General features: G+C 67.6%; 20 protein-coding genes. 11 read left to right on the top strand and 9 right to left on the bottom strand.

All coding sequences use genetic code 11. The features are described 5' to 3' along the window. Window positions 1-203: 203 nt before the first annotated feature. Genes pstS (BST10_RS09585) through pstA (BST10_RS09575) form a run of 3 tightly spaced genes read left to right on the top strand, consistent with a single transcriptional unit; the run spans window position 204 to window position 3,238 of the window. Window positions 204-1,319 (top strand): phosphate ABC transporter substrate-binding protein PstS, encoded by a 1,116-nt coding sequence (gene pstS / locus BST10_RS09585; RefSeq protein ID WP_083037573.1) that lies wholly within the window; start codon window positions 204-206, stop codon window positions 1,317-1,319. 42 nt (window positions 1,320-1,361) lie between these two features. Further along, entirely contained in the window at window positions 1,362-2,336 is a 975-nt protein-coding gene (gene pstC, locus BST10_RS09580) for a phosphate ABC transporter permease subunit PstC (RefSeq protein ID WP_371869159.1), read from the top strand. Then, on the top strand, window positions 2,333-3,238 hold the full coding sequence (pstA, locus tag BST10_RS09575; RefSeq protein ID WP_083037572.1) for a phosphate ABC transporter permease PstA: 906 nt from the start codon (window positions 2,333-2,335) through the stop codon (window positions 3,236-3,238). Before pstC (BST10_RS09580) ends, pstA (BST10_RS09575) begins: the two co-directional genes overlap by 4 nt. Before the next feature lie 20 nt (window positions 3,239-3,258). Here the strand turns inward: pstA (BST10_RS09575) and BST10_RS09570 are convergent, their stop codons facing one another. The 8 genes from BST10_RS09570 to BST10_RS09535 form a co-directional block, all read right to left on the bottom strand. After that, on the bottom strand, window positions 3,259-5,241 hold the full coding sequence (locus BST10_RS09570; protein WP_083037571.1) for a serine/threonine-protein kinase PknD: 1,983 nt from the start codon (window positions 5,239-5,241) through the stop codon (window positions 3,259-3,261). A 217-nt stretch (window positions 5,242-5,458) separates the two neighbouring features. Continuing rightward, window positions 5,459-6,523, bottom strand: coding sequence for a phosphate ABC transporter substrate-binding protein PstS (pstS, locus tag BST10_RS09565; protein WP_371869228.1), 1,065 nt, complete (start codon window positions 6,521-6,523; stop codon window positions 5,459-5,461). Between the two features lie 148 nt (window positions 6,524-6,671). Beyond that, window positions 6,672-7,448 carry a phosphate ABC transporter ATP-binding protein PstB gene (pstB, locus tag BST10_RS09560; RefSeq protein WP_041318753.1) on the bottom strand — a complete coding sequence of 259 codons (777 nt, stop codon included), beginning with the start codon at window positions 7,446-7,448 and terminating at the stop codon, window positions 6,672-6,674. Between the two features lie 56 nt (window positions 7,449-7,504). Beyond that, on the bottom strand, window positions 7,505-8,419 hold the full coding sequence (gene pstA, locus BST10_RS09555; protein WP_013830461.1) for a phosphate ABC transporter permease PstA: 915 nt from the start codon (window positions 8,417-8,419) through the stop codon (window positions 7,505-7,507). Beyond that, a complete protein-coding gene (gene pstC / locus BST10_RS09550; protein WP_275987029.1) occupies window positions 8,419-9,369 on the bottom strand; it encodes a phosphate ABC transporter permease subunit PstC in 951 nt (316 codons plus the stop codon). Before pstC (BST10_RS09550) ends, pstA (BST10_RS09555) begins: the two co-directional genes overlap by 1 nt. 87 nt (window positions 9,370-9,456) lie before the next feature. Beyond that, the gene (pstS, locus tag BST10_RS09545) at window positions 9,457-10,560 is read right to left on the bottom strand and encodes a phosphate ABC transporter substrate-binding protein PstS (RefSeq protein WP_083037569.1); all 1,104 of its coding nucleotides are present in this window, start codon (window positions 10,558-10,560) and stop codon (window positions 9,457-9,459) included. Between the two features lie 107 nt (window positions 10,561-10,667). Continuing rightward, window positions 10,668-11,585 carry a mycothiol synthase gene (mshD, locus tag BST10_RS09540; protein WP_083037568.1) on the bottom strand — a complete coding sequence of 306 codons (918 nt, stop codon included), beginning with the start codon at window positions 11,583-11,585 and terminating at the stop codon, window positions 10,668-10,670. Beyond that, window positions 11,582-12,364, bottom strand: coding sequence for a winged helix-turn-helix transcriptional regulator (locus BST10_RS09535; RefSeq protein ID WP_083037567.1), 783 nt, complete (start codon window positions 12,362-12,364; stop codon window positions 11,582-11,584). Before BST10_RS09535 ends, mshD begins: the two co-directional genes overlap by 4 nt. Before the next feature lie 60 nt (window positions 12,365-12,424). Between BST10_RS09535 and lmeA the strand changes: the two genes are divergently transcribed. The 7 genes from lmeA (at window position 12,425) to BST10_RS09505 (ending at window position 16,285) form a co-directional block, all read left to right on the top strand. Then, the gene (gene lmeA, locus BST10_RS09530; protein WP_041318756.1) at window positions 12,425-13,216 is read left to right on the top strand and encodes a mannan chain length control protein LmeA; all 792 of its coding nucleotides are present in this window, start codon (window positions 12,425-12,427) and stop codon (window positions 13,214-13,216) included. Between the two features lie 11 nt (window positions 13,217-13,227). Next, window positions 13,228-13,644 carry a thioredoxin family protein gene (locus BST10_RS09525; RefSeq protein ID WP_083037647.1) on the top strand — a complete coding sequence of 139 codons (417 nt, stop codon included), beginning with the start codon at window positions 13,228-13,230 and terminating at the stop codon, window positions 13,642-13,644. A 29-nt stretch (window positions 13,645-13,673) separates the two neighbouring features. Next, window positions 13,674-13,763 carry an Ms5788A family Cys-rich leader peptide gene (locus BST10_RS24335; protein ID WP_369797625.1) on the top strand — a complete coding sequence of 30 codons (90 nt, stop codon included), beginning with the start codon at window positions 13,674-13,676 and terminating at the stop codon, window positions 13,761-13,763. 94 nt (window positions 13,764-13,857) lie between these two features. Further along, complete coding sequence (locus tag BST10_RS09520; RefSeq protein WP_013830469.1) at window positions 13,858-14,313, top strand: DUF4395 domain-containing protein; 456 nt, start codon at window positions 13,858-13,860, stop codon at window positions 14,311-14,313. Window positions 14,314-14,352: 39 nt separating this feature from the next. After that, entirely contained in the window at window positions 14,353-15,186 is an 834-nt protein-coding gene (locus BST10_RS09515) for a sulfurtransferase (protein WP_083037646.1), read from the top strand. Window position 15,187: 1 nt separating this feature from the next. Then, complete coding sequence (locus BST10_RS09510) at window positions 15,188-15,490, top strand: DUF1416 domain-containing protein (protein WP_041318762.1); 303 nt, start codon at window positions 15,188-15,190, stop codon at window positions 15,488-15,490. Between the two features lie 165 nt (window positions 15,491-15,655). Next, window positions 15,656-16,285: a heme-binding beta-barrel domain-containing protein gene (locus tag BST10_RS09505; RefSeq protein WP_083037645.1), complete on the top strand. Its 630-nt coding sequence runs from the start codon at window positions 15,656-15,658 to the stop codon at window positions 16,283-16,285. Between the two features lie 12 nt (window positions 16,286-16,297). Here the strand turns inward: BST10_RS09505 and BST10_RS09500 are convergent, their stop codons facing one another. Continuing rightward, window positions 16,298-17,164: an aminodeoxychorismate lyase gene (locus BST10_RS09500; protein ID WP_041318769.1), complete on the bottom strand. Its 867-nt coding sequence runs from the start codon at window positions 17,162-17,164 to the stop codon at window positions 16,298-16,300. Between the two features lie 46 nt (window positions 17,165-17,210). Here BST10_RS09500 and ygfZ point away from each other — a divergent pair, with 46 nt between their 5' ends. Further along, window positions 17,211-18,290, top strand: a complete 1,080-nt coding sequence (gene ygfZ, locus BST10_RS09495) for a CAF17-like 4Fe-4S cluster assembly/insertion protein YgfZ (protein WP_083037566.1) — start codon at window positions 17,211-17,213, stop codon at window positions 18,288-18,290. Window positions 18,291-18,391: the final 101 nt, after the last annotated feature.

Here is an 18,391-nt window from a genome sequence, read left to right as displayed (position 1 = left end):
GTCGTCGCCTCGTGCGGCGGGTCCGTTTTTCAGGTCCATTTCCAAGAGGAATATCATCCTTTTTTTCGACAGCAGGCTGTTAGTCTGCTGGCAGCCCGTGCCGTGCTTGCTCCGTGTGGTTTCGCGGCCGGGCCGATCCGGTGATACAGCGGGTGTGTAGCAACCTTGATTCGACACCCTGATTCGACCCGAAAGGCCCCGAGATGACACGGAACGGTTACGGTGCGGCACTGGGAATCCTGGCCGCCGGCACGCTGGCCTTGTCCGGCTGCGGCAGCGACCCCAACACCACCTCTCACGGCACCGATTCCTCCGGAGGTTCGTCGGCCGGCAGCGACTGCGGCGGCACCGAGACGCTGAAAGCGAGCGGATCGACGGCCCAGCAGAATGCCATGGCCAGATTCGTCAAGACTTTCATCGCAGAGTGCCCCGATCAGACGGTGAACTACACGGCCAACGGGTCCGGTGCCGGCATCCGCGAATTCGTCGGCGGCCAGACCGATTTCGCCGGCACCGACGTGCCGCTCAGCGCCGATGAGTACGCCCAGGCGCAGCAGCGCTGTGGCTCCCCGGCCTGGAACCTGCCCGCGGTGTTCGGCCCGATCGCGATCACCTACAACATCGCCGGTGTCGACAATCTGATTCTCGACGGTCCGACCGTCGCAAAGATCTTCAACGGCGCCGTCACCAGCTGGGACGACCCTGCGGTGAAAGATCTCAACCCGGGCGCCGCACTGCCCGCCGCGCCCATCCATGTGGTGTTCCGCAGCGACGAGTCCGGCACCACCGACAACTTCCAGCAGTATCTGGAGGGCGCCTCCGATGGCGCGTGGGGCAAGGGCACCGGGAAGTCGTTCAACGGCGGCGTCGGCGAGGGCGCCAAGGGCAACGACGGCACCGCGGCCGCGATCAGCACCACCGAGGGCGCCATCACCTACAACGAGTGGTCGTTCGCCCAGGCCAAGAATCTTCGCACCGCGCAGATCATCACATCGGCCGGTCCGGATCCCGTCGCGATCAGCACCGAATCGGTCGGCAAGACGATCGCCGGAGCCACCATCAAGGGCGAGGGCAACGATCTGGTGCTCGACACCGCGTCGTTCTACAAACCCAGCAACGCCGGCTCCTACCCGATCGTGCTCGCCACCTACGAGGTGGTCTGCTCGAAGTACCCCGATGCCGAGGTGGGCACCGCTGTGCGGATGTTCCTGAAATCGACCATCAGTTCCGGACAGTTCGGCCTGGACGAATACGGATACGTGCCGATCCCGGATGCGTTCAAGCCGCGCCTGTCGACCGCAGTCGACGCCATCGAGTGATCCTGCCCCACCGGTCACCGCGGTTTCGAGGGTGTTGTCGCCGTGGCCGATAACACCTCGGAATCGTCGGCGCCCGTATCACTGCCCCGCAAGCACGGGTCCGGCGGAGAACGGATATTCCGGGCGCTGGCGCTGTCGGCCGGTTCGACGGTCGTCGTCGCGATCGCGCTGATCGCCGTCTTCCTGTTGATCCGCGCCGTACCGTCCCTGCAAGCCAACACCGCGAACTTCTTCACCACCGCCACCTTCAGCACCGGCGGCGCCGACGGTCTGGCGTTCGGGATCCGGGACCTGCTGGTGGTGACGGTATTGACCTCGCTGCTCGCATTGGTAGTGGCGGTGCCGATCTCGATCAGCATCGCGATCTTCCTCACCCGCTATGCGCCACGGCAGCTGTCGCGGCCGTGCGGGATCGTCATCGACCTGTTGGCTGCGGTCCCGTCCATCATCTTCGGACTGTGGGGGATCTTCGTGCTGGCGCCGATGCTCTATCCGGTGACGAAGTTTCTCAATCACCACCTGGGCTGGCTGTTTCTGTTCGCCAAAGGCAATGTGTCACTGGCCGGCGGCGGAACCATCTTCACCGCCGGGATCGTGCTGGCCGTGATGATCCTGCCGATCATCACCTCGGTGTCCCGGGAGGTCTTCCGTCAGACCCCGACCGCGCACATCGAGGCGGCTCAGGCGCTGGGCGCCACCCGATGGGAGGTGGTGCGGATCGTGGTGCTGCCCTACGGCCGCAGCGGTGTCATCGCCGCGTCGATGCTGGGGCTGGGCCGTGCCCTGGGCGAGACGATCGCCATGCTGATCATCTTGCGAGCGGCCCCGCGCCCCGGTAACTGGTCGCTGTTCGACGGCGGGTACACGTTTGCGTCCAAGATCGCGTCCGCCGCCTCGGAGTTCAGTGCCCCGCTGCCGACCGGCGCCTACATCGCCGCTGGTTTCGCCCTGTTCGTCCTGACGTTCGTCGTCAACGCCGCCGCGCGTGCGGTGGCCGGCGGAAAGGTCAACGGATGAGCGCCCCCGCACTGACAGCACCGGTCAAGTCCCGGGTGCGCAGCCACATCAGCATCAGGCGCCGGATCAAGGACCGCTTCGCCGCGCTGATATTCATGATCTCGTTCGGCATCGCGACGGTGCCGCTGATCTGGCTGCTGTGGGTGGTGATCGCGCGCGGCTGGCGGGCAGTCGTCCACGCGTCCTGGTGGACGCACTCGCTGCGCGGCGTACTGCCCGATGAGTTGGCCGGCGGGGTGTATCACGCGTTGTACGGCACCCTGGTGCAGGCCGGGGTCGCCGCCCTACTGGCGGTACCGCTGGGTCTGATGACCGCGATCTACCTGGTCGAGTACGGCTCGGGCTGGTGGGCCCGGTTGACCACGTTCATGGTCGACGTGCTCGCGGGGGTGCCGTCGATCGTCGCCTCGCTGTTCATCTTCAGTCTGTGGATCGCCACCCTGGGCTTCGAGCAGAGCGCGCTGGCGGTCTCGCTGGCACTGGTGCTGCTGATGCTGCCCATCGTGGTGCGGTCCGCCGAGGAGATGCTTCGGCTGGTCCCCGACGAGTTGCGGGAGGCCAGTTACGCGTTGGGCGTACCGAAGTGGAAGACGATCATCCGGATCGTGCTTCCGACCGCCCTGTCAGGGATCCTGTCCGGAACATTTCTGGCGCTGGCCCGAATCATCGGTGAGACGGCCCCGGTGCTGGTTCTGGTGGGTTACAGCCGCTCGATCAACTACGACATCCTGCACGACAACATGGCCTCACTACCGCTGCTGATCTACAGCGAACTCGCCAATCCGGAGGCCGCCGGCCATACCCGGGTGTGGGGGGCGGCACTGACATTGATCATCGTGGTGGCGCTCAGCGCCGTGATGGCCGCGGTGGCAACCCGGCTCACCTCGGTCCGCCAGCGATGACCCGGCCGCCGGCCGGACCGCTATGAGCCGGCCGCCAGCTTGACCACCCGGTTGTTACCGCGGTCGGCTACGTACACCGCACCGTCGGCGTCGACCACCACCTGCAAGGGGGTGTTGAGGCCGGAGAACGGCAACTTGGTCTGGTTGTTGGTCACGGGATCCAGCTTCATGACCTTGTGGTTCTCGTGGTTGGTGACGTAGACGTTGTCGGCGCGGTCGACCGAGACGCCCCACGGTGAGGACAGCCCCGTGAACGGAAGGTCCGTCTGGGTATTGGACCCGGCGCTCAGCCGCACCACCCGGTCGTTGTCGGTGTCGGTGACGTAGACGTTGCCGTTGCTGTCGACGGCCACGTCGTCTGGATGATGAAGTCCGGTGAAGGGCAGCACCACCTGGGCGCCGGCTCCGGCCGGCAACTTGAGCACCCGGTTATTGCCCCGGTCGGCGACGTAGACGCTGCCCTGAGCGTCCACCTCCACCCCCTCCGGGTAGTTGAGTCCGGCGAACGGCAGTTCGGTCTGTTCGCCGGTGTCCGGGGCCAACTTCACCACCCGGTTGTTGAAGTCGCTGACATAGACCGAGCCGTCGGCGGCGACGGCCACGCCCTGCGGCTCGTAGAGACCGGTGAACGGCAATACTTCCGGATTGCTCGATCCCGGCGCCAGCTTCAGCACCCGGCCGTACATGCTCTGGTTGGTGATGTACAGATTGTCGTCACCGTCGAGCGCCAGGCCACCCGGGGACAGCCGAAAGCTCAGCCCCTCCAGCGGCACCACGCTCTGCCCGTCCGCCGAGACGCCGGTTGTCGAACCCGACTCACGGCTGAGCGCGTATCCGCCGGCCACGCCCGCGATGGCAAGCACCACCGCCGCCACGGCGGCCGGCAGCAGCCACTTGCGTCGGTGTCCGCGCGGTGCCGCGGCGAACGACCGGCTCTCGAACCGTTCGGGCGTCGACCGCTGCGGGGGCGCCGGCCGCTCCCGCCACGACTCGGCGGCCGCCGGCCGGGCCATGGTCGCGTCGAAGCCGCCCGTTTGCCCGGGTTGGCCGGGGTGGCCGTTGGGCCGCTCGGTCGTGCCGCCGACCGCGATTCCGGCAACGCTGACCGGGCGGTCGGCTTCCTCACCCCGCCGCACGATCATGGCGGCCCGATGCTGCTCTGCCACCGTCAGCGCGTCGTGAGCGGCGTTCGCCAGATCCCCGGCGCTGCTGTAGCGCTCCCACGGACTCTTCGCCATGCCCCGGGCGACCACCTGATCGAGGGCTATCGGGACGACGCCCGGCCGCAGCTGACTGGGCCGCGGCGGGGGCTCCATCAGGTGCGCGGTGATCAGCCGCTCGACGCTATCGACCCGGAATGGCGGCACACCGGTCAGGCACTCATTGAGCACACAGGCCAGTGAATAGATGTCTGACCGGTAGGTGACCTCGTCGGCGCCGAACCGTTCCGGGGCCATGTACTTGTAGGTGCCCACGGCGGTACCCGTCTGGGTCAATCCCGGATCGGTCGCGGCGCGTGCGATACCGAAGTCGACCAGATAAGCGAAATCGCGGCGGGTGATCAGGATGTTCTCCGGCTTGACGTCGCGGTGCGTCACGCCGTTGCCGTGGGCGGCGTCAAGGGCGGCGGCCACCTGGTCGATGATGGCCACCGCTCGTGCCGGGTTCATCGGACCGGACCGCCGCAGCACCGCGGCCAGATCGTCGCCGTCGACCAACTGCATGGCAACGAACATCTGGCCGTCGATCTCGCCGTAGTCGTGGATGGGCACCACGTGCGGTTCCCTGAGCTGTCCCGCCGCGTCCGCCTCCCGTTGCATGCGGGCCCGAAACATCGGGTCACCTGACAGCGGCGGCGAGATCAGTTTCAGTGCGACCGACCGGTGCTTGCGGACGTCTTCGGCTTCATAGACCTCGCCCATCCCGCCACGACCCAGCAGCCGCAGCAGCAGGTAGGGCCCGAATTGCGTCCCTACCAGCGAACTCGCCTCACGACTGTCCACGACACTCCCTCCGACCTAGTCATGCCGATGGCACCGGCGTGACCCGCTCTGCAGCATGACTGCAGCGACCTCCCAAATGAAGGGCAGGTTAACCAGAGGTTACAGCTGAACCTTAAGGTAGGGCTACATTCCTGGTCAGAATGAAATTCAGAAGAACCACGAATTCGTATCGGCAACACCCCCTGCGGGGCCGCCAACGCAACCGGAGACCGGTCGGCTATTGGATCGCGTCGATTGCCGTCCGCAATTTCGCCCGGAACGAATCCGGCAGCGGTATGTAGCCGTACTGATCCAAATCCTCCTGGCCGGCGCCGATCGCCGCGCTCATGAACGCCTTCACCGCCTGCCCGTTCGAGGCGTTGGGGTACTTCGAGCACACGATCTCGTAGGTCACCAGCACGATCGGGTAGGCCCCGGCGTCAGTCGGCTTGTAGAACGATGACGTGTCGACCACCAAATCGTTGCCCTCGCCGATGAACTTGGCACCGGCAATGGTTTTCTCCACCGACTCGGTCGAGATCGTCACCGGTTCCGGGCCCGCCGAAGTGATGATCCGGGCCATTTTCAACTGCCGCCCCACCGCAAAAGACCATTCGTTATAGGTAATCGATCCCTCGGTGCTGCGCAGTAGCGCGGAAGTCCCGTCGTTGCCGGTCGCCCCGACGCCGACACCACCGTTAAAAGTTTTACCGGCGCCCCTGCCCCAAGCGCCGTCGGAGGCAGCGTCGAGATACTTCTGGAAATTGTCGGTGGTCCCGGACGAGTCACCGCGGAACAACACATGGATCGGCTCGGCCGGTAACTGCACGTCCTCGTTGAGAGCCCGCAGCGCGGGATCGTCCCAACTGGTGATGGTGCCGTTGAAGATCTTCGCCAGCGTCGGCCCGTCCACGGCGAGATCACCGACACCACTGACGTTGTAGGTGACCGCGATCGGACCGAACACTGTGGGCAGATGCCACGCCGGCGACCCACAGCGGGCCGCTACCCGTTGCGGCTCGCCCGTCGACGGGTCCAGCGGGGAGTCGGACCCGGCCAGCTCGGTGTGGCCACTGGCGAACTGTGCGACTCCCGTGCCGGAGCCGTTGGCCCGATAGTCCAACGTGTAGTCCGGACAGGCCCGGATGTAGGCATAGACGAACTGCTCGATGGCATGGGCCTGGGCGGTCGACCCGCTGGCGAGCAGCTTCTTCTTTCCACCGCACTGCACCGATATATTCGAGGCGGAGTCCGACTTCGTCGAGCCGCCACAGCCCGCGACCAGCAGCAGAGTCGTCACCATCAGGCTCAACGCGATGCGGAATCGATTGGACTTCACACACATTCCTCCCGCCGGCGCTGATCACTACACCGTAGTCGATCTCGGTGTCGGAAATACCGGCTACATGCGCAACCGTTCGCCTGCGCTGTCAGCCGTTCGGGGTGCGGGGTCAGCCGAACCGGCCCGAGATATAGTCCTCGGTCTCCTTGCAGCTGGGGTTGGAGAAGACCTTCTCGGTGCCGTCGATCTCGATCAGCCGGCCCGGTTTGCCAACGGCCTCGAGGTTGAAAAACGCGGTCTGGTCACTGACCCGGGCAGCTTGCTGCATGTTGTGGGTGACGATGACGATGGTGTAGTCCTGCTTGAGTTGAGCGATCAACTCCTCGATGGCCATCGTCGAAATCGGGTCCAGCGCCGAACAGGGCTCGTCCATCAACAGCACGTCGGGCTGCACCGCGATGGCCCGGGCGATACACAATCGCTGCTGCTGCCCGCCCGACAGCCCGCCGCCGGGCCTGTCCAGCCGGTCCTTCACCTCGTTCCACAGGTTGGCGCCGCGCAGCGAATGCTCCGCGGTCTCGTCGAGTAGCTTGCGGTTGCGAACACCCTGCAACTTCAGCCCGGCGACCACGTTGTCGCGGATCGACATGGTAGGAAACGGGTTCGGACGCTGGAAGACCATGCCGATGGCCTTCCGCACCCCGACGGGATCGATCGACGGGCCGTAGATGTCCTCACCGTCGAGCAGCACCGACCCGTCCACCCGGGCGCCGGAGATGACCTCGTGCATCCGGTTCAAGGTGCGCAACACCGTCGACTTGCCGCATCCGGACGGTCCGATGAACGCGGTCACGCTGCGCGGGGCGACCGACAGCGTCACGTCGGCAACGGCATGGAAGGCCCCGTAATAGATGTTGAGATCGGTCAGGTCCAACCTTTTAGCCACCGTGCAGCACTCCTAATTATTCTTCTCCCACCGCTTCGCGCTGGATTGCCGTCAGACTAGAACTTCTTGGGCGCGAACACCCGCGCTCCGAACCTGGCCGCGATGTTCAGTATCGCTATCAGGACGATCAGCGTCAGCGCGGCACCCCAGAGCCGATCGGTGGGAACCGCGCTGGTGCCCGCGCCCGCCGACGTCTGGTCGTACATCATGCCCGGCAACGACCCCATGAAGCCCTGGAACATGTCGAAGTTGATCGCCTGCGAATAACCGACCAGGATCAGCAGCGGCGCCGTCTCGCCCATCACCCGGGCCAGCGCCAGCAGGATCCCGGTGATGATGCCCGACAGCGCGGTCGGGATCACGATGCTGACGATGGTCTTCCACTTCGGCGCGCCCAGTGCGTAACTGGCCTCTCGCAGATCCATCGGAATGATCCGGAGCATCTCTTCGGTGGCCCGGACGATCACCGGCACCATCAGCAGCACCAACGACAACGACACCGCGAAACCGGAGCGGTGAAAGCCCAGCGTCGCCACCCACAGCGCGTAAATGAACAGCGCCGCCACGATCGACGGGACCCCGGTCAAGATGTCGACCATGAATGTCGCAAGCTTGCCGAGCCGGGTGTCGGCACCGTATTCGACGAGATAGATCGCCACGAAGATGCCCAGTGGGATCGACAGCGCCGCGCACACCAGTCCCTGCAACAGGGTTCCCACGATCGCGTGGTAGGCGCCGCCCCCGGCTGCGAAAGCCGTCATCCCGGCCTGCGAATTCGTCCACCAGACACTGGAACTGACCGCGCCGAACCCGCGTTCGAACACCGAGTACATCACCCAGATCAGCGGCACCAGCGCTACCCCCATCGCGACGGTGACCAACACCGTCGCGATGGCGTTGGCCACCCGGCGACGCAGGCTCACCGTCGCGAAGGTGCGCTCCTTGACGGGCCGGTCCAGCAGGGCGGTCATCAGTGCACCTTCTTCGTGATGGCTGCACGTGCCAACGCGTTGACCACCAGGGTCAGCACGAACAGCACCAGTCCGGCCGCGATGTAGGCGCCGGCCTTGTACTGGTCGTTGAACTCCGATGCGGTGGCGGCGATCTTGGTGGCGAAGGTGTAGCCGCCGTCGAACAGCGACCAGTTGAACGTCGTCTGGGTGGCCCGCAGAATGATCAACAACGCAACCGTCTCGCCGAGCGCACGGCCCAGCCCCAGCATCGCGGCGCTGATGTAGCCGGACCGCCCGAACGGCAACATCACCACCTTGACCACTTCCCAGCGAGTCGCACCCAGCGCCAGGGCGGCCTCGACCTGGCCCCGGGGGGTCTGAGCCAGCACCTCCCGGGTGACCGCGGTGATGATCGGCAGGATCATCACCGCCAGCACGATCCCGCCGGTGAAGACCGTGCCGCCGCCGGCGACGGAGGCGTTGCCGGTGGCGAACAGGAAGAACCCGCCGAGATTGTCGTTGAGCCACTGCGCCGTGCTCCGCAGCTGCGGCGCCAGCACGTACAGCCCCCACGCGCCGTAGATGATCGACGGCACGGCCGCCAACAACTCGACCATGTAGGCGAGCGGTCCGACGAGCCGCCGGGGAGCGTACTCGGTGAGGTAGATCGCGACACCGAGCGCCACCGGCATGGCCAGCAGCAGGGCGAACACCGAGACGAACACCGTCACCTGCAGTAGCTCGGCGACGCCGAAATGCATGGCGGAGGTGTCGGTGGTGACCCAGTTGCCGCCGTAGGTGAAGAAGTTCTCCTTGTTGCGCTGCAACGCCGGGACGGCACGCAGCAGCAGGAAGCCGCCGACGGCGGTGATCAAGACGATGATCAACACGCCGGAACCCTCGGCCACCCGCCGGAACAGCCGGTCGGTCAGGGAACCCGTGGCGGAGCGCCTCGTCGGCGGAGTCAGCGGCGACTTGTTCGCCACCGGTGACTCCGTCACGCTGAAACTCGACGACTCGGCGATACTAGACACCCCTTCGGTTGCGCGGTGCCGCTACTGAATCGCGTCGATAGCGCTACTCAGTCGCCGCTTGAGCTGGTCGGGCAACCGGACATAGCCCACGTCCGCCAGGCCTTCCTGACCGGTGGTCGACGCCGCCTTCAGAAAGGACTTCACGCCCGCCGCCGTATCCGCGTCGTAGCCCTTGGAGCAGACGATCTCATAGGTCACCAAGACTAGTGGGTAGGCAGCGGCCTGCTTGGTCCCGTAGAGCGACCGCAGGTCCAGTCGCATGTCATTGCTGTCCTCGGTCACGAACGCGGCGGACTGGATCGCCGCGCCGGCCGACTCGTCGGTGGCGGCGACCACGCCGGCACCCGAGTCGATCATCGCCGAGTGCAGGTTCGCCTGGTCGGCGAAGCCCTTCTCGACGTAACCGATGGCGCCGGGCGTGCTCTGCACGGCCTGCACCACGCCGGCCGATTTCTGCGCGCCCTCACCGACGCCGCCCTGGAACTCGCTGCCGTCGCCCCTGGTCCAGGCCTGCGGCGCGGCGGCGCTGAGGTACTTCTGGAAGTTGTCGGTGGTCCCCGAGGAGTCCGACCGGTAGATCGGCGTGATGGCGATCGCGGGCAGTTCCACGCCCGGGTTCAGGGCGACCAGCGCGGGGTCGTCCCAGCTGGTGATCGATCCGCTGAAGATGCGGGCCAGCACGTCCGCGTTGAGCACCAGGTGCTCCACCCCGTCGAGGTGATACGCCATGCTGATCGGACCGAACACCAGCGGCAGATGCCACGCGGGATTTCCGTCGCAGCGGGCGGCGGCCTGTTCGACCTGCGCCTCGCTCAGCGGCGAATCGGACCCGGCGAAATCGACGTGCCCGGCGATGAACTGCTCCCGGCCGGCACCGGACCCCGTCGGGTTGTACGACAGGTTCTTGCCCGCGCACTCCTTGCCCCACACCTGATTGAACACCGCGATCGCGTTCTGTTGGGCCGTCGAACCCTCGGCGGTCAGCGTGCTCTTGCCGGCACACTCGGCGGATCCCGACGCGCCGGCGCCGGCCGCACCACCGGAGTTGTCGTCACTGCCGCAGCCGCTCAGTGCCAGCCCCAGGGTCGCCGCCAACAGGGCAACACCCGCCGTTGTGGGTTTCATCGCTCCTCACTTCCTCGCTCAGGTTCAAATCCCCCCGGAACGTATGCGCCACTTATGGATGGGAACCGCATGGCAGGTGAACGGGCGGTGAATAGATAGCCGACCGGTCAACCTCCCTCCACCCCGGCGTAGGCGGTGTCGACGCTGTGCACGGCGAAGTTCAGCTGCCGGTAGGTCCGCAACGCCGCGGTGTTGTCCGCCTCGACGTAGAGCAGCACGGTCGGCGCGTCGAGGTCGGCGAGCTCCCGGGCCAGGTGAGCCAGGCCCACCTCGGTGAGCACCCCGCCCAGGCCGCGGCCCTGGGCGGCCGGATCGACCCCGACGACGTAGACCTCCCCGGCGGGTTCCGCGCCGGCGGTGCCGGGGTGGATCTTGGTCCAGTGGAATCCCAGCAGCGTCTGGTCGTCGGTCTCGTCGAAGGCCAGAAACAGCCCGTGCGGATCGAACCAGCCCTCGGCCCGCCGCTCGGCCAGGTCCGCCGCCGTCCAGCCGCCCTGTTCGGGGTGCCAGGCGAAGGCGGCGTTGTTGACGCGCAGCAACTCGGCGTCGTCCGCCGCGCCCGCATAGCTGCGGATCACCACCCCGGCCGGAATCGACGGCTCGGAGATCCCACGTAACGACCGTCGCATCTGCAGCAGCTCGCGCACCGTGACCAGTTGCAGCGCCGCGGCGGTGGCCCGAGCTGCCGGCAGCGTGCCGTGCGCCCAGAACCGGGTTCGCCCTCGGCTCTTCGCCAGCGCGGCGCGAACCATGGCGGAGCCGATACCGCGCCGCCGGGCGTGCGGCGCCACCACCAACTCGGCCATCGGAGCGGTGTCGTCCGGCGGCGCACTCAGGTTCAGGTAGCCCAGCAACCCGTCCGCGGCCGCGGCGACCAGGTGCCCGCTGCGGGTACCGGGGAGCTCGCGCAGTACCTGCTCCCCGACCGGCTCGACGCCGTCATGGTGCGCTGCGGCGGCGATCAATTCCCGAACCTGCCGCTGCTCGTCCTCGTCGAGCGCAGCGCGCCACCCCGGGGTGCTCACTGACTGGCCAGCGACTCGGGTGCACCGTCACCGGCGGAGTCCGCATCGTCGTCGGCCGCGAGATCCTCGCCCGCCTCGTCTTCGTTGCCCGATGCGCCCGCCGGTTTGCCCCGAACCGGCCGGACCGCCTTGTAACCGACATTGCGCACCGTGCCGATGAGCGACTCGTATTCGGGACCGAGCTTGGCCCGCAGTCGCCGGACGTGTACGTCGACGGTGCGGGTGCCCCCGAAGAAGTCGTAGCCCCACACCTCCTGCAGCAGCTGCGCCCGGGTGAACACCCGGCCGACGTGCTGGGTGAGATATTTGAGCAGCTCGAATTCCTTGTAGGTCAAGTCCAGCGGCCGGCCGCGCAGCCGCGCGGTGTAGGTGGCCTCGTCGATCACGAGCTCGCCCAGCTTGGTCTGACCGGAGGCTTGATCGGCGGCCGGGGCGGCACGCCGACCGGTCAACAACCGCAGCCGGGCGTCGACCTCGGCGGGTCCGGTGCCTGGCAGCAGGATCTCGTCGATACCCCATTCGGCGTTGACGGCCACCAGCCCGCCTTCGGTCACGACCGCTATCACCGGCACCGAGCCGGCGGTGGTGCTCAGCAGCCGGCACAGCCCGCGGGCCCCCGCCAGGTCGGTCCGGGCATCGACGATCACCACCTCCGCCGAACCGGCCTCTAGCAGCGCGGAGACCTCCGGCGGCGCTGTGCGCACGGTGTGTGCCAGCAGCGACAGCGACGGCAGCACCACTTCCGGGTGCAGGTCAGCGGTCAACAGCAGTAGCTCCAACGTGGCCCTCCAGCGTCCCAGGTGATCTAACGATAGCGTGCGACCTGCCAGAATGACCGGGTGCGCAGGGTGCTTATCGGGATATCGGCCGTGATCGCGGCGGTGGCGGTCGCAGCTGGCGGGGTCGATTTCGGGACCAGCGTCTACGCCGAATACCAATTGTCCCGGGCGGTGCGCCGGGCCACCGACCTCGGATCCGACCCCTTCGTCGCGATCCTGGGGTTCCCGTTCATCCCGCAGGCACGGCGGGATCACTACGACGAAGTGGAGATCAAAGCCCCTGCCGTCGAGCAGCCGATGGTCGGCAAGGCGATGCTGGAGGCCACCATGCATTCGGTCGACCTGAGCGAGGCGTCCTGGCGATTCCGGCCGGGCGCCAAGATCTCGGTCGCCAAACTGGAGAGCCGGATCATCATCGGCTCGGTGTACCTGGGTCGCTATCTGGGCATCCGCGACCTGATGGTGGAGGCACCGCCGAACGAGACCAACGACGCCACCGGCGGCACCACCGAGTCGGGGATCTCGAGCAATCACGGCCTGGTGTTCACCGGCACGCCGGCCGGCTACGGCAAGCGGGTGAGCGTGGCGGTGGACCTCTCGGTCGGCGGTGCTGACCACAGCACACTGGTGATCACCCCGACCGGGGTGCTCACGGGTCCGGATACCGCCGACCAGCACGTTCCCGAGGAGCAGCGGGCCGCGGTGCTGGCGGCGTTCCACGGCAGCGTGCCGCAGCAGCGGCTGCCGTTCGGGTTGGTGCCGACCAGCCAGGGTGCCCGCGGCTCCGATGTGATCATCGAGGGCATCGCCGAGGACATGACCGTCACCCTGCCGGAGTTCCGCCCGCGGTGAGCGTGGTCGCGATGCTCACCGGCCTGCTCCTGGCGGGCGTCATCGGGTGGTGGATGAGCCGGCGGGCCGGGGCGCTCAAGGCGGTGGCGGCCACCGCCCCGGAGATCGGCGCAGACGACGGCGGTGCTGCGTTTCTCGGGTTGCAGCCCGGCCGCCCGACCGTGGTGCATTTCTCCGCGCCCTGGTGCGGACCCTGCGCCGGGGTGCGGCGGGTGGTCGAGACGGTCTGCGACGACCTGGGCGGCCCGGGAGAGATAGCGCATCGCGAAGTCGACATCGACACCAACCCCGCTGCGGCGCGGCGGTTCTCGGTGCTGTCGTTGCCCACCACGCTGATCTTCGACGCCGCCGGCCGGCAGCGCTACCGGGCCGCCGGTGTGCCGACGGCCGCTGCGCTGCGGTCGGCGCTGGAGCCGTTATTGGCTTGAACGCCCCGGCATTGGGTAGGCTGTTCGTCGTGTTCGCCCGCCTTGAGCTTGTGCTCACCAAGCGTCGCGCAGTCGATCTGTGCCGCACCGCGGGCTGCTGCTGTTGTCGTTGCCGCTGAGTAGCCGCGTTCTCGCGTCGCTCTGGGAGCCGCCCGGTGAATCCGTGGCATGTCTCCACCCAGCCATTCGCCACGACAGCCAGGGAGCAACACCATGCCGGACACCTCCTCCGACACCGGGCAGGTAGACGTCCGGGGTCCCCGGTTCAGCGCCTGGGTCACCACCGCGGTGCTGGCGGCCGTTCTGCTCACCTTCGAGGTCAGCCCGGCCGGTGCGACCGTCTTGCTTGCCGGCCAGGCGGTGGCGTTCGCGATCGGCGCGGTGTCGGGCCCCCGGCGCCACCCCTACGGTGTGCTGTTCGCCCGACTGCTGGCGCCGCGGCTGAGTCCGGCCAGCGCGCGCGAGCCGGTGGCTCCGCTGAAATTCGCCCAGCTCGTCGGCCTGGTTTTCGCCCTGATCGGACTCGCCGGTTTCGCCGCCGCCCCGGTGGTGGGAATCATCGCGACGACCGTTGCGCTGGCGGCGGCCTTCCTCAACGCGGCCTTCGGCATCTGCCTGGCCTGTCAGCTTTACCCGCTCGTCGTCCGCCTGCGCCCGACGGCGGCATGACCGCAGCGGCTGCCTCGAATCACCGAAAGGATGCCCGCCATGGCTCGCTCTGACGTCCTGGTCTCCACCGACTGGGCCGAGAGCAATCTCGACGCGCCGGGCACCGTCTTCGTCGAAGTCGATGAAGACACCAGTGTCTACAACACCAACCACATCCCCGGCGCGATCCGACTGGACTGGCGAACGGACCTGCAGGACCCGGTCCGTCGCGACGTGGTCGACGCCGCCGGATTCTCCAAACTGCTCTCCGAACGCGGTGTCGGCAACGACGACACGGTGGTCCTCTACGGCGGCAACAACAACTGGTTCGCCGCGTTCGCCTACTGGTACTTCAAGCTCTACGGTCACGAATCGGTCAAACTGCTCGACGGTGGCCGTAAAAAGTGGGAGCTCGAGGGGCGCCCGCTCTCCGGTGAGCAGGTCACCCGTCCGGCCACGTCCTACACGGCCAAGCCGCTCGATGAGTCGCTGCGGGCGCGGCGCGACGAGGTGATCGCCGCGATCAACACCAAGAACCTCATCGACGTGCGCTCCCCGGAGGAGTTCTCCGGCAAGATCCTGGCGCCCGCGCACCTACCCCAGGAGCAGAGCCAGCAGCGCGGCCACATCCCCAGCGCGATCAACGTGCCTTGGAGCCGCACCGCCAATGAAGACGGCACCTTCAAGTCCGACGAGGAGCTGGCCAAGCTGTACGCCGCCGCCGGCTTGGACGGCGAGAAGGAGACCATCGCGTACTGCCGGATCGGTGAGCGCTCCTCACACACCTGGTTCGTGCTGCACGAACTCCTCGGACACCGGAATGTCAAGAACTACGACGGCAGTTGGATGGAATACGGCTCCCTGGTGGGCGCCTCGATCGAATTGGGAAGCTGATATGTGCTCTGGACCGAAACAAGGACTCGTCTTGCCGGCCAACGTCGACCTGGCGAAGGAGACGGTGATCACGGGCCGCGTGGTGGACAGCTCCGGTGCGACCGTCGGGGGCGCTTTCGTGCGACTGCTGGACTCCTCCGACGAATTCACCGCGGAGGTGGTCGCATCGGCGACCGGTGACTTCCGGTTCTTCGCCGCACCGGGCCTGTGGACGGTGCGGGCACTGTCCTCGGCGGGCAACGGTGACGCCGTGGTGTCACCGTCGGGCGCCGGTCTGCACGAGGTCGACATCAAGGTCGCCTGACGACTCGCGATAGACTGCCCCCGTGGTGCTGTTCTTCGAGTTGATGCTGGTGGCGGCTACGGGCCTGATCACCTGGTTCGCGCTGTACACGCTGTATCGGCTGATCACCGACGAGATGTGAGCGCCCCAGACGGTGACGCGCAGGGCGGCGGCGACCGTCCGGTCATCCCGGGTTCCGGTGACCGTGCGATAGCCGCGGCTGCCGAACGGGGCGCCCGGACCGCGGCCCGCAATATCCCGGTCTTCGAGGACCTTCCGGTCAGCGACACGGCCAACCTTCGTGAAGGCGCCGATCTGCACGACGCCCTGTTGGCACTGCTGCCGTTGGTCGGGGTGTGGCGGGGCGAAGGCGTGGGCCACCATGCGCACGGCGACTACCGGTTCGGCCAGCAGATCGTGGTCTCCCACGACGGCGGTGACTACCTGAACTGGGAGGCGCGGTCCTGGCCGCTCGATGATGCCGCCGAGCTCACCGGGCCGGCCCTGCGGGAAACCGGCTTCTGGCGTTTCAACAGTGATCCCGGCGATCCGGAGGAGTCGCAGGCGATCGAGTTGCTGCTGGCGCACTCGAGCGGCTACGTGGAGTTGTTCTACGGGCGCCCGCACGGCCCGGCGTCTTGGGAGTTGGTCACCGACGCGCTGGCGCGCAGCAAATCGGGTGCGCTGATCGGTGGGGCCAAGCGGCTTTACGGGATCGTCGCCGACGGTGACCTGGCCTACGTGGAGGAGCGGGTGGACGCCGACGGCGAACTGGTGCCGCACCTTTCGGCGCGGTTGGCCCGCTTCGTCGGCTGATCGGCCGCGGCGTCAACGGCCGATGGCCTGGTCCACCAGCCCGCTGATCTCTTCGCCGGGCATTCGCGGGTTGAGCACCCGGCCGTCCAGGGTGTTCACCCGCGCAGCCAGGGTGATGCTCGAGACCAGCCAGATATCTTGCGCGGCAACAAGGTCCGCGGCGCGCAGCGGCATGTACTCGCAGCGGTACCCGGCGCCACGCGCCACCTCGAACAGCGCCTCGGCGGTAGTGCCGCGCAGAATCGGCTGCGACGAGGGCGGGGTGATCAACCGTCCTGGTTCCACCAAGATGACGGTGGAGCGCGGGCCTTCCAGAACGAAGCCGTCGGAGCTGACAAAGATCACGTCGTCGGCGCCCTGCCTGGCGGCGTGGCGCAGCGCGGCCATGTTGACCGCGTACGACAGGGTCTTGGCGCCGGCCAGCAGCCACGGCATCGGCTCTCCTTGCGCCGGCACACCGCGGTCCAGGGTCAGCGCCGTCACGCCCGCTTGCCGTGCCGCGATGATGCGAGCCGGCAGCGGGGTGATCATCACGTATGCGGTTGGCTGCGGGTCATTTTGGGAGCCACTTTCCCGGCCGCGACTGTAGATCAGCCGCAGTGCCCCCTCGCCGGCCGTCGTCCACTGCCGCACCGCCGTGTCGATGGCGTCTCGCCACGCGGCCAGATCCGGCGCGGGCAGATCCATCAGCTCCGCCGAACGGGCCAACCGCTGTAGGTGGGCCTCGAGCAGACAGACCGAACCATCGCGCACCAGCAGCGTTTCGAAGACCCCGTCGCCGCGCAACACCGCCAGGTCGTCCGCGTGCAACAACGGGCGGTCCGCGGCCACCGGGCCGCCGCCCACGGTGACGATGGTCACGACGTCATCGGCGGGCATCGACCGGGCATAGACCCTGAGCGTAGCGGCTCCGTAGAGTTGACATGTGCCTGCCGTCCCCGCCCCAGATTCCGGGCCCGACGCCGGTGCGATCTGGCACTACGGCGATCCGTTCGGCGAACAGCGGTGCGCCCAAACCGAAGCCGTCCTGGTGGATCGTTCGCATCGCGCGGCGCTCACCGTGAGCGGCTCGGAGCGCCAGACGTGGCTGCACACGCTGTGCACCCAGCACGTCGCCGAGCTGGCTGACGGCGCCACCACCGAGAACCTGACCCTGGACGGCAAGGGCCGCATCACCAATCACTGGGTGCAGACCGAACTGGGCGGGCGCACCTACCTCGACACCGAGCCGTGGCTGGGCGATCCGCTGACCGAACACCTTCGCAAGATGGTGTTCTGGGCCGACGTGACGATCCAACCGGCAGATCTCGCGGTGCTGTCACTGCTGGGCCCCCGCCTCGCCGACCCCGCGGTGCTCGACGCACTGGGCGTTGCCGCGCCGCCCGGCGAGGCGGCGGTGGCGATCGGAGACGCCGACGGCTTCGTGCGGCGTGGCCCCGGCGAGCACGCGCTGGAGCTGGTGGTGCCGCGCGCCGAGAAGGGCGACTGGCAGCGCCGGCTGGCACGTGCCGGGGTGAAGCCGGCCGGTATCTGGGCCTACGAGGCCGAGCGGGTGGCGGCGCGGCGGCCGCGGCTGGGACTGGACACCGACGAGCGCAGCATCCCGCACGAGCTGAACTGGATCGGCGGTCCCGGCGTCGGCGCGGTGCACCTGGACAAAGGTTGCTACAGCGGGCAGGAGACTGTGGCGCGGGTACACAACCTGGGCAAGCCGCCTCGGATGCTGGTGCTGCTGCATCTGGACGGATCGGTGGACCGGCCGTCGACCGGCGACCCGATCTCTTCCGGTGGGCGCCCGGTGGGCCGGCTGGGCACCGTGGTGGACCACTTCGAGCTGGGCCCGATCGCACTGGCACTGCTCAAGCGCGGGCTGTCGGCCGAGACACCCCTGTCGACCGGGCCGGACGGGCAGGTCAGCGCGGTGATCGATGCCGAATCGATGCCGCCGCCCGATGCGCCGGGCGCGGGACGGGTCGCCGTCGACCGACTGCGCGGCCGGGCCTGATCCCGGAGTTGACGGGCGTCACACCTCACAGGCCTGGTCGGCAGTCGCGCGCGCGGCACGGTAAGCTGTCGGCAGGACAATACACACACTCAGATCGGAGC

The organism is Mycolicibacter algericus DSM 45454 (genome assembly GCF_002086455.1).
Lineage (GTDB): Bacteria > Actinomycetota > Actinomycetes > Mycobacteriales > Mycobacteriaceae > Mycobacterium > Mycobacterium algericum.
This window is presented reverse-complemented; position numbering and strand designations above follow the sequence as displayed.

Bases quoted from the DNA above. Each gene is read 5' to 3' on its own strand.
- BST10_RS09500 (WP_041318769.1), bottom strand. From the start codon at position 17,164: ATGCCCGCCGATGACGTCGTGACCATCGTCACCGTGGGCGGCGGCCCG.
- pstA (WP_013830461.1), bottom strand. From the start codon at position 8,419: ATGACCGCCCTGCTGGACCGGCCCGTCAAGGAGCGCACCTTCGCGACG.
- BST10_RS09520 (WP_013830469.1), top strand. From the start codon at position 13,858: ATGCCGGACACCTCCTCCGACACCGGGCAGGTAGACGTCCGGGGTCCC.
- BST10_RS09515 (WP_083037646.1), top strand. From the start codon at position 14,353: ATGGCTCGCTCTGACGTCCTGGTCTCCACCGACTGGGCCGAGAGCAAT.
- BST10_RS09525 (WP_083037647.1), top strand. From the start codon at position 13,228: ATGCTCACCGGCCTGCTCCTGGCGGGCGTCATCGGGTGGTGGATGAGC.
- pstS (WP_371869228.1), bottom strand. From the start codon at position 6,523: ATGGTGACGACTCTGCTGCTGGTCGCGGGCTGTGGCGGCTCGACGAAG.
- pstS (WP_083037569.1), bottom strand. From the start codon at position 10,560: ATGAAACCCACAACGGCGGGTGTTGCCCTGTTGGCGGCGACCCTGGGG.
- pstA (WP_083037572.1), top strand. From the start codon at position 2,333: ATGAGCGCCCCCGCACTGACAGCACCGGTCAAGTCCCGGGTGCGCAGC.
- pstS (WP_083037573.1), top strand. From the start codon at position 204: ATGACACGGAACGGTTACGGTGCGGCACTGGGAATCCTGGCCGCCGGC.
- BST10_RS09510 (WP_041318762.1), top strand. From the start codon at position 15,188: ATGTGCTCTGGACCGAAACAAGGACTCGTCTTGCCGGCCAACGTCGAC.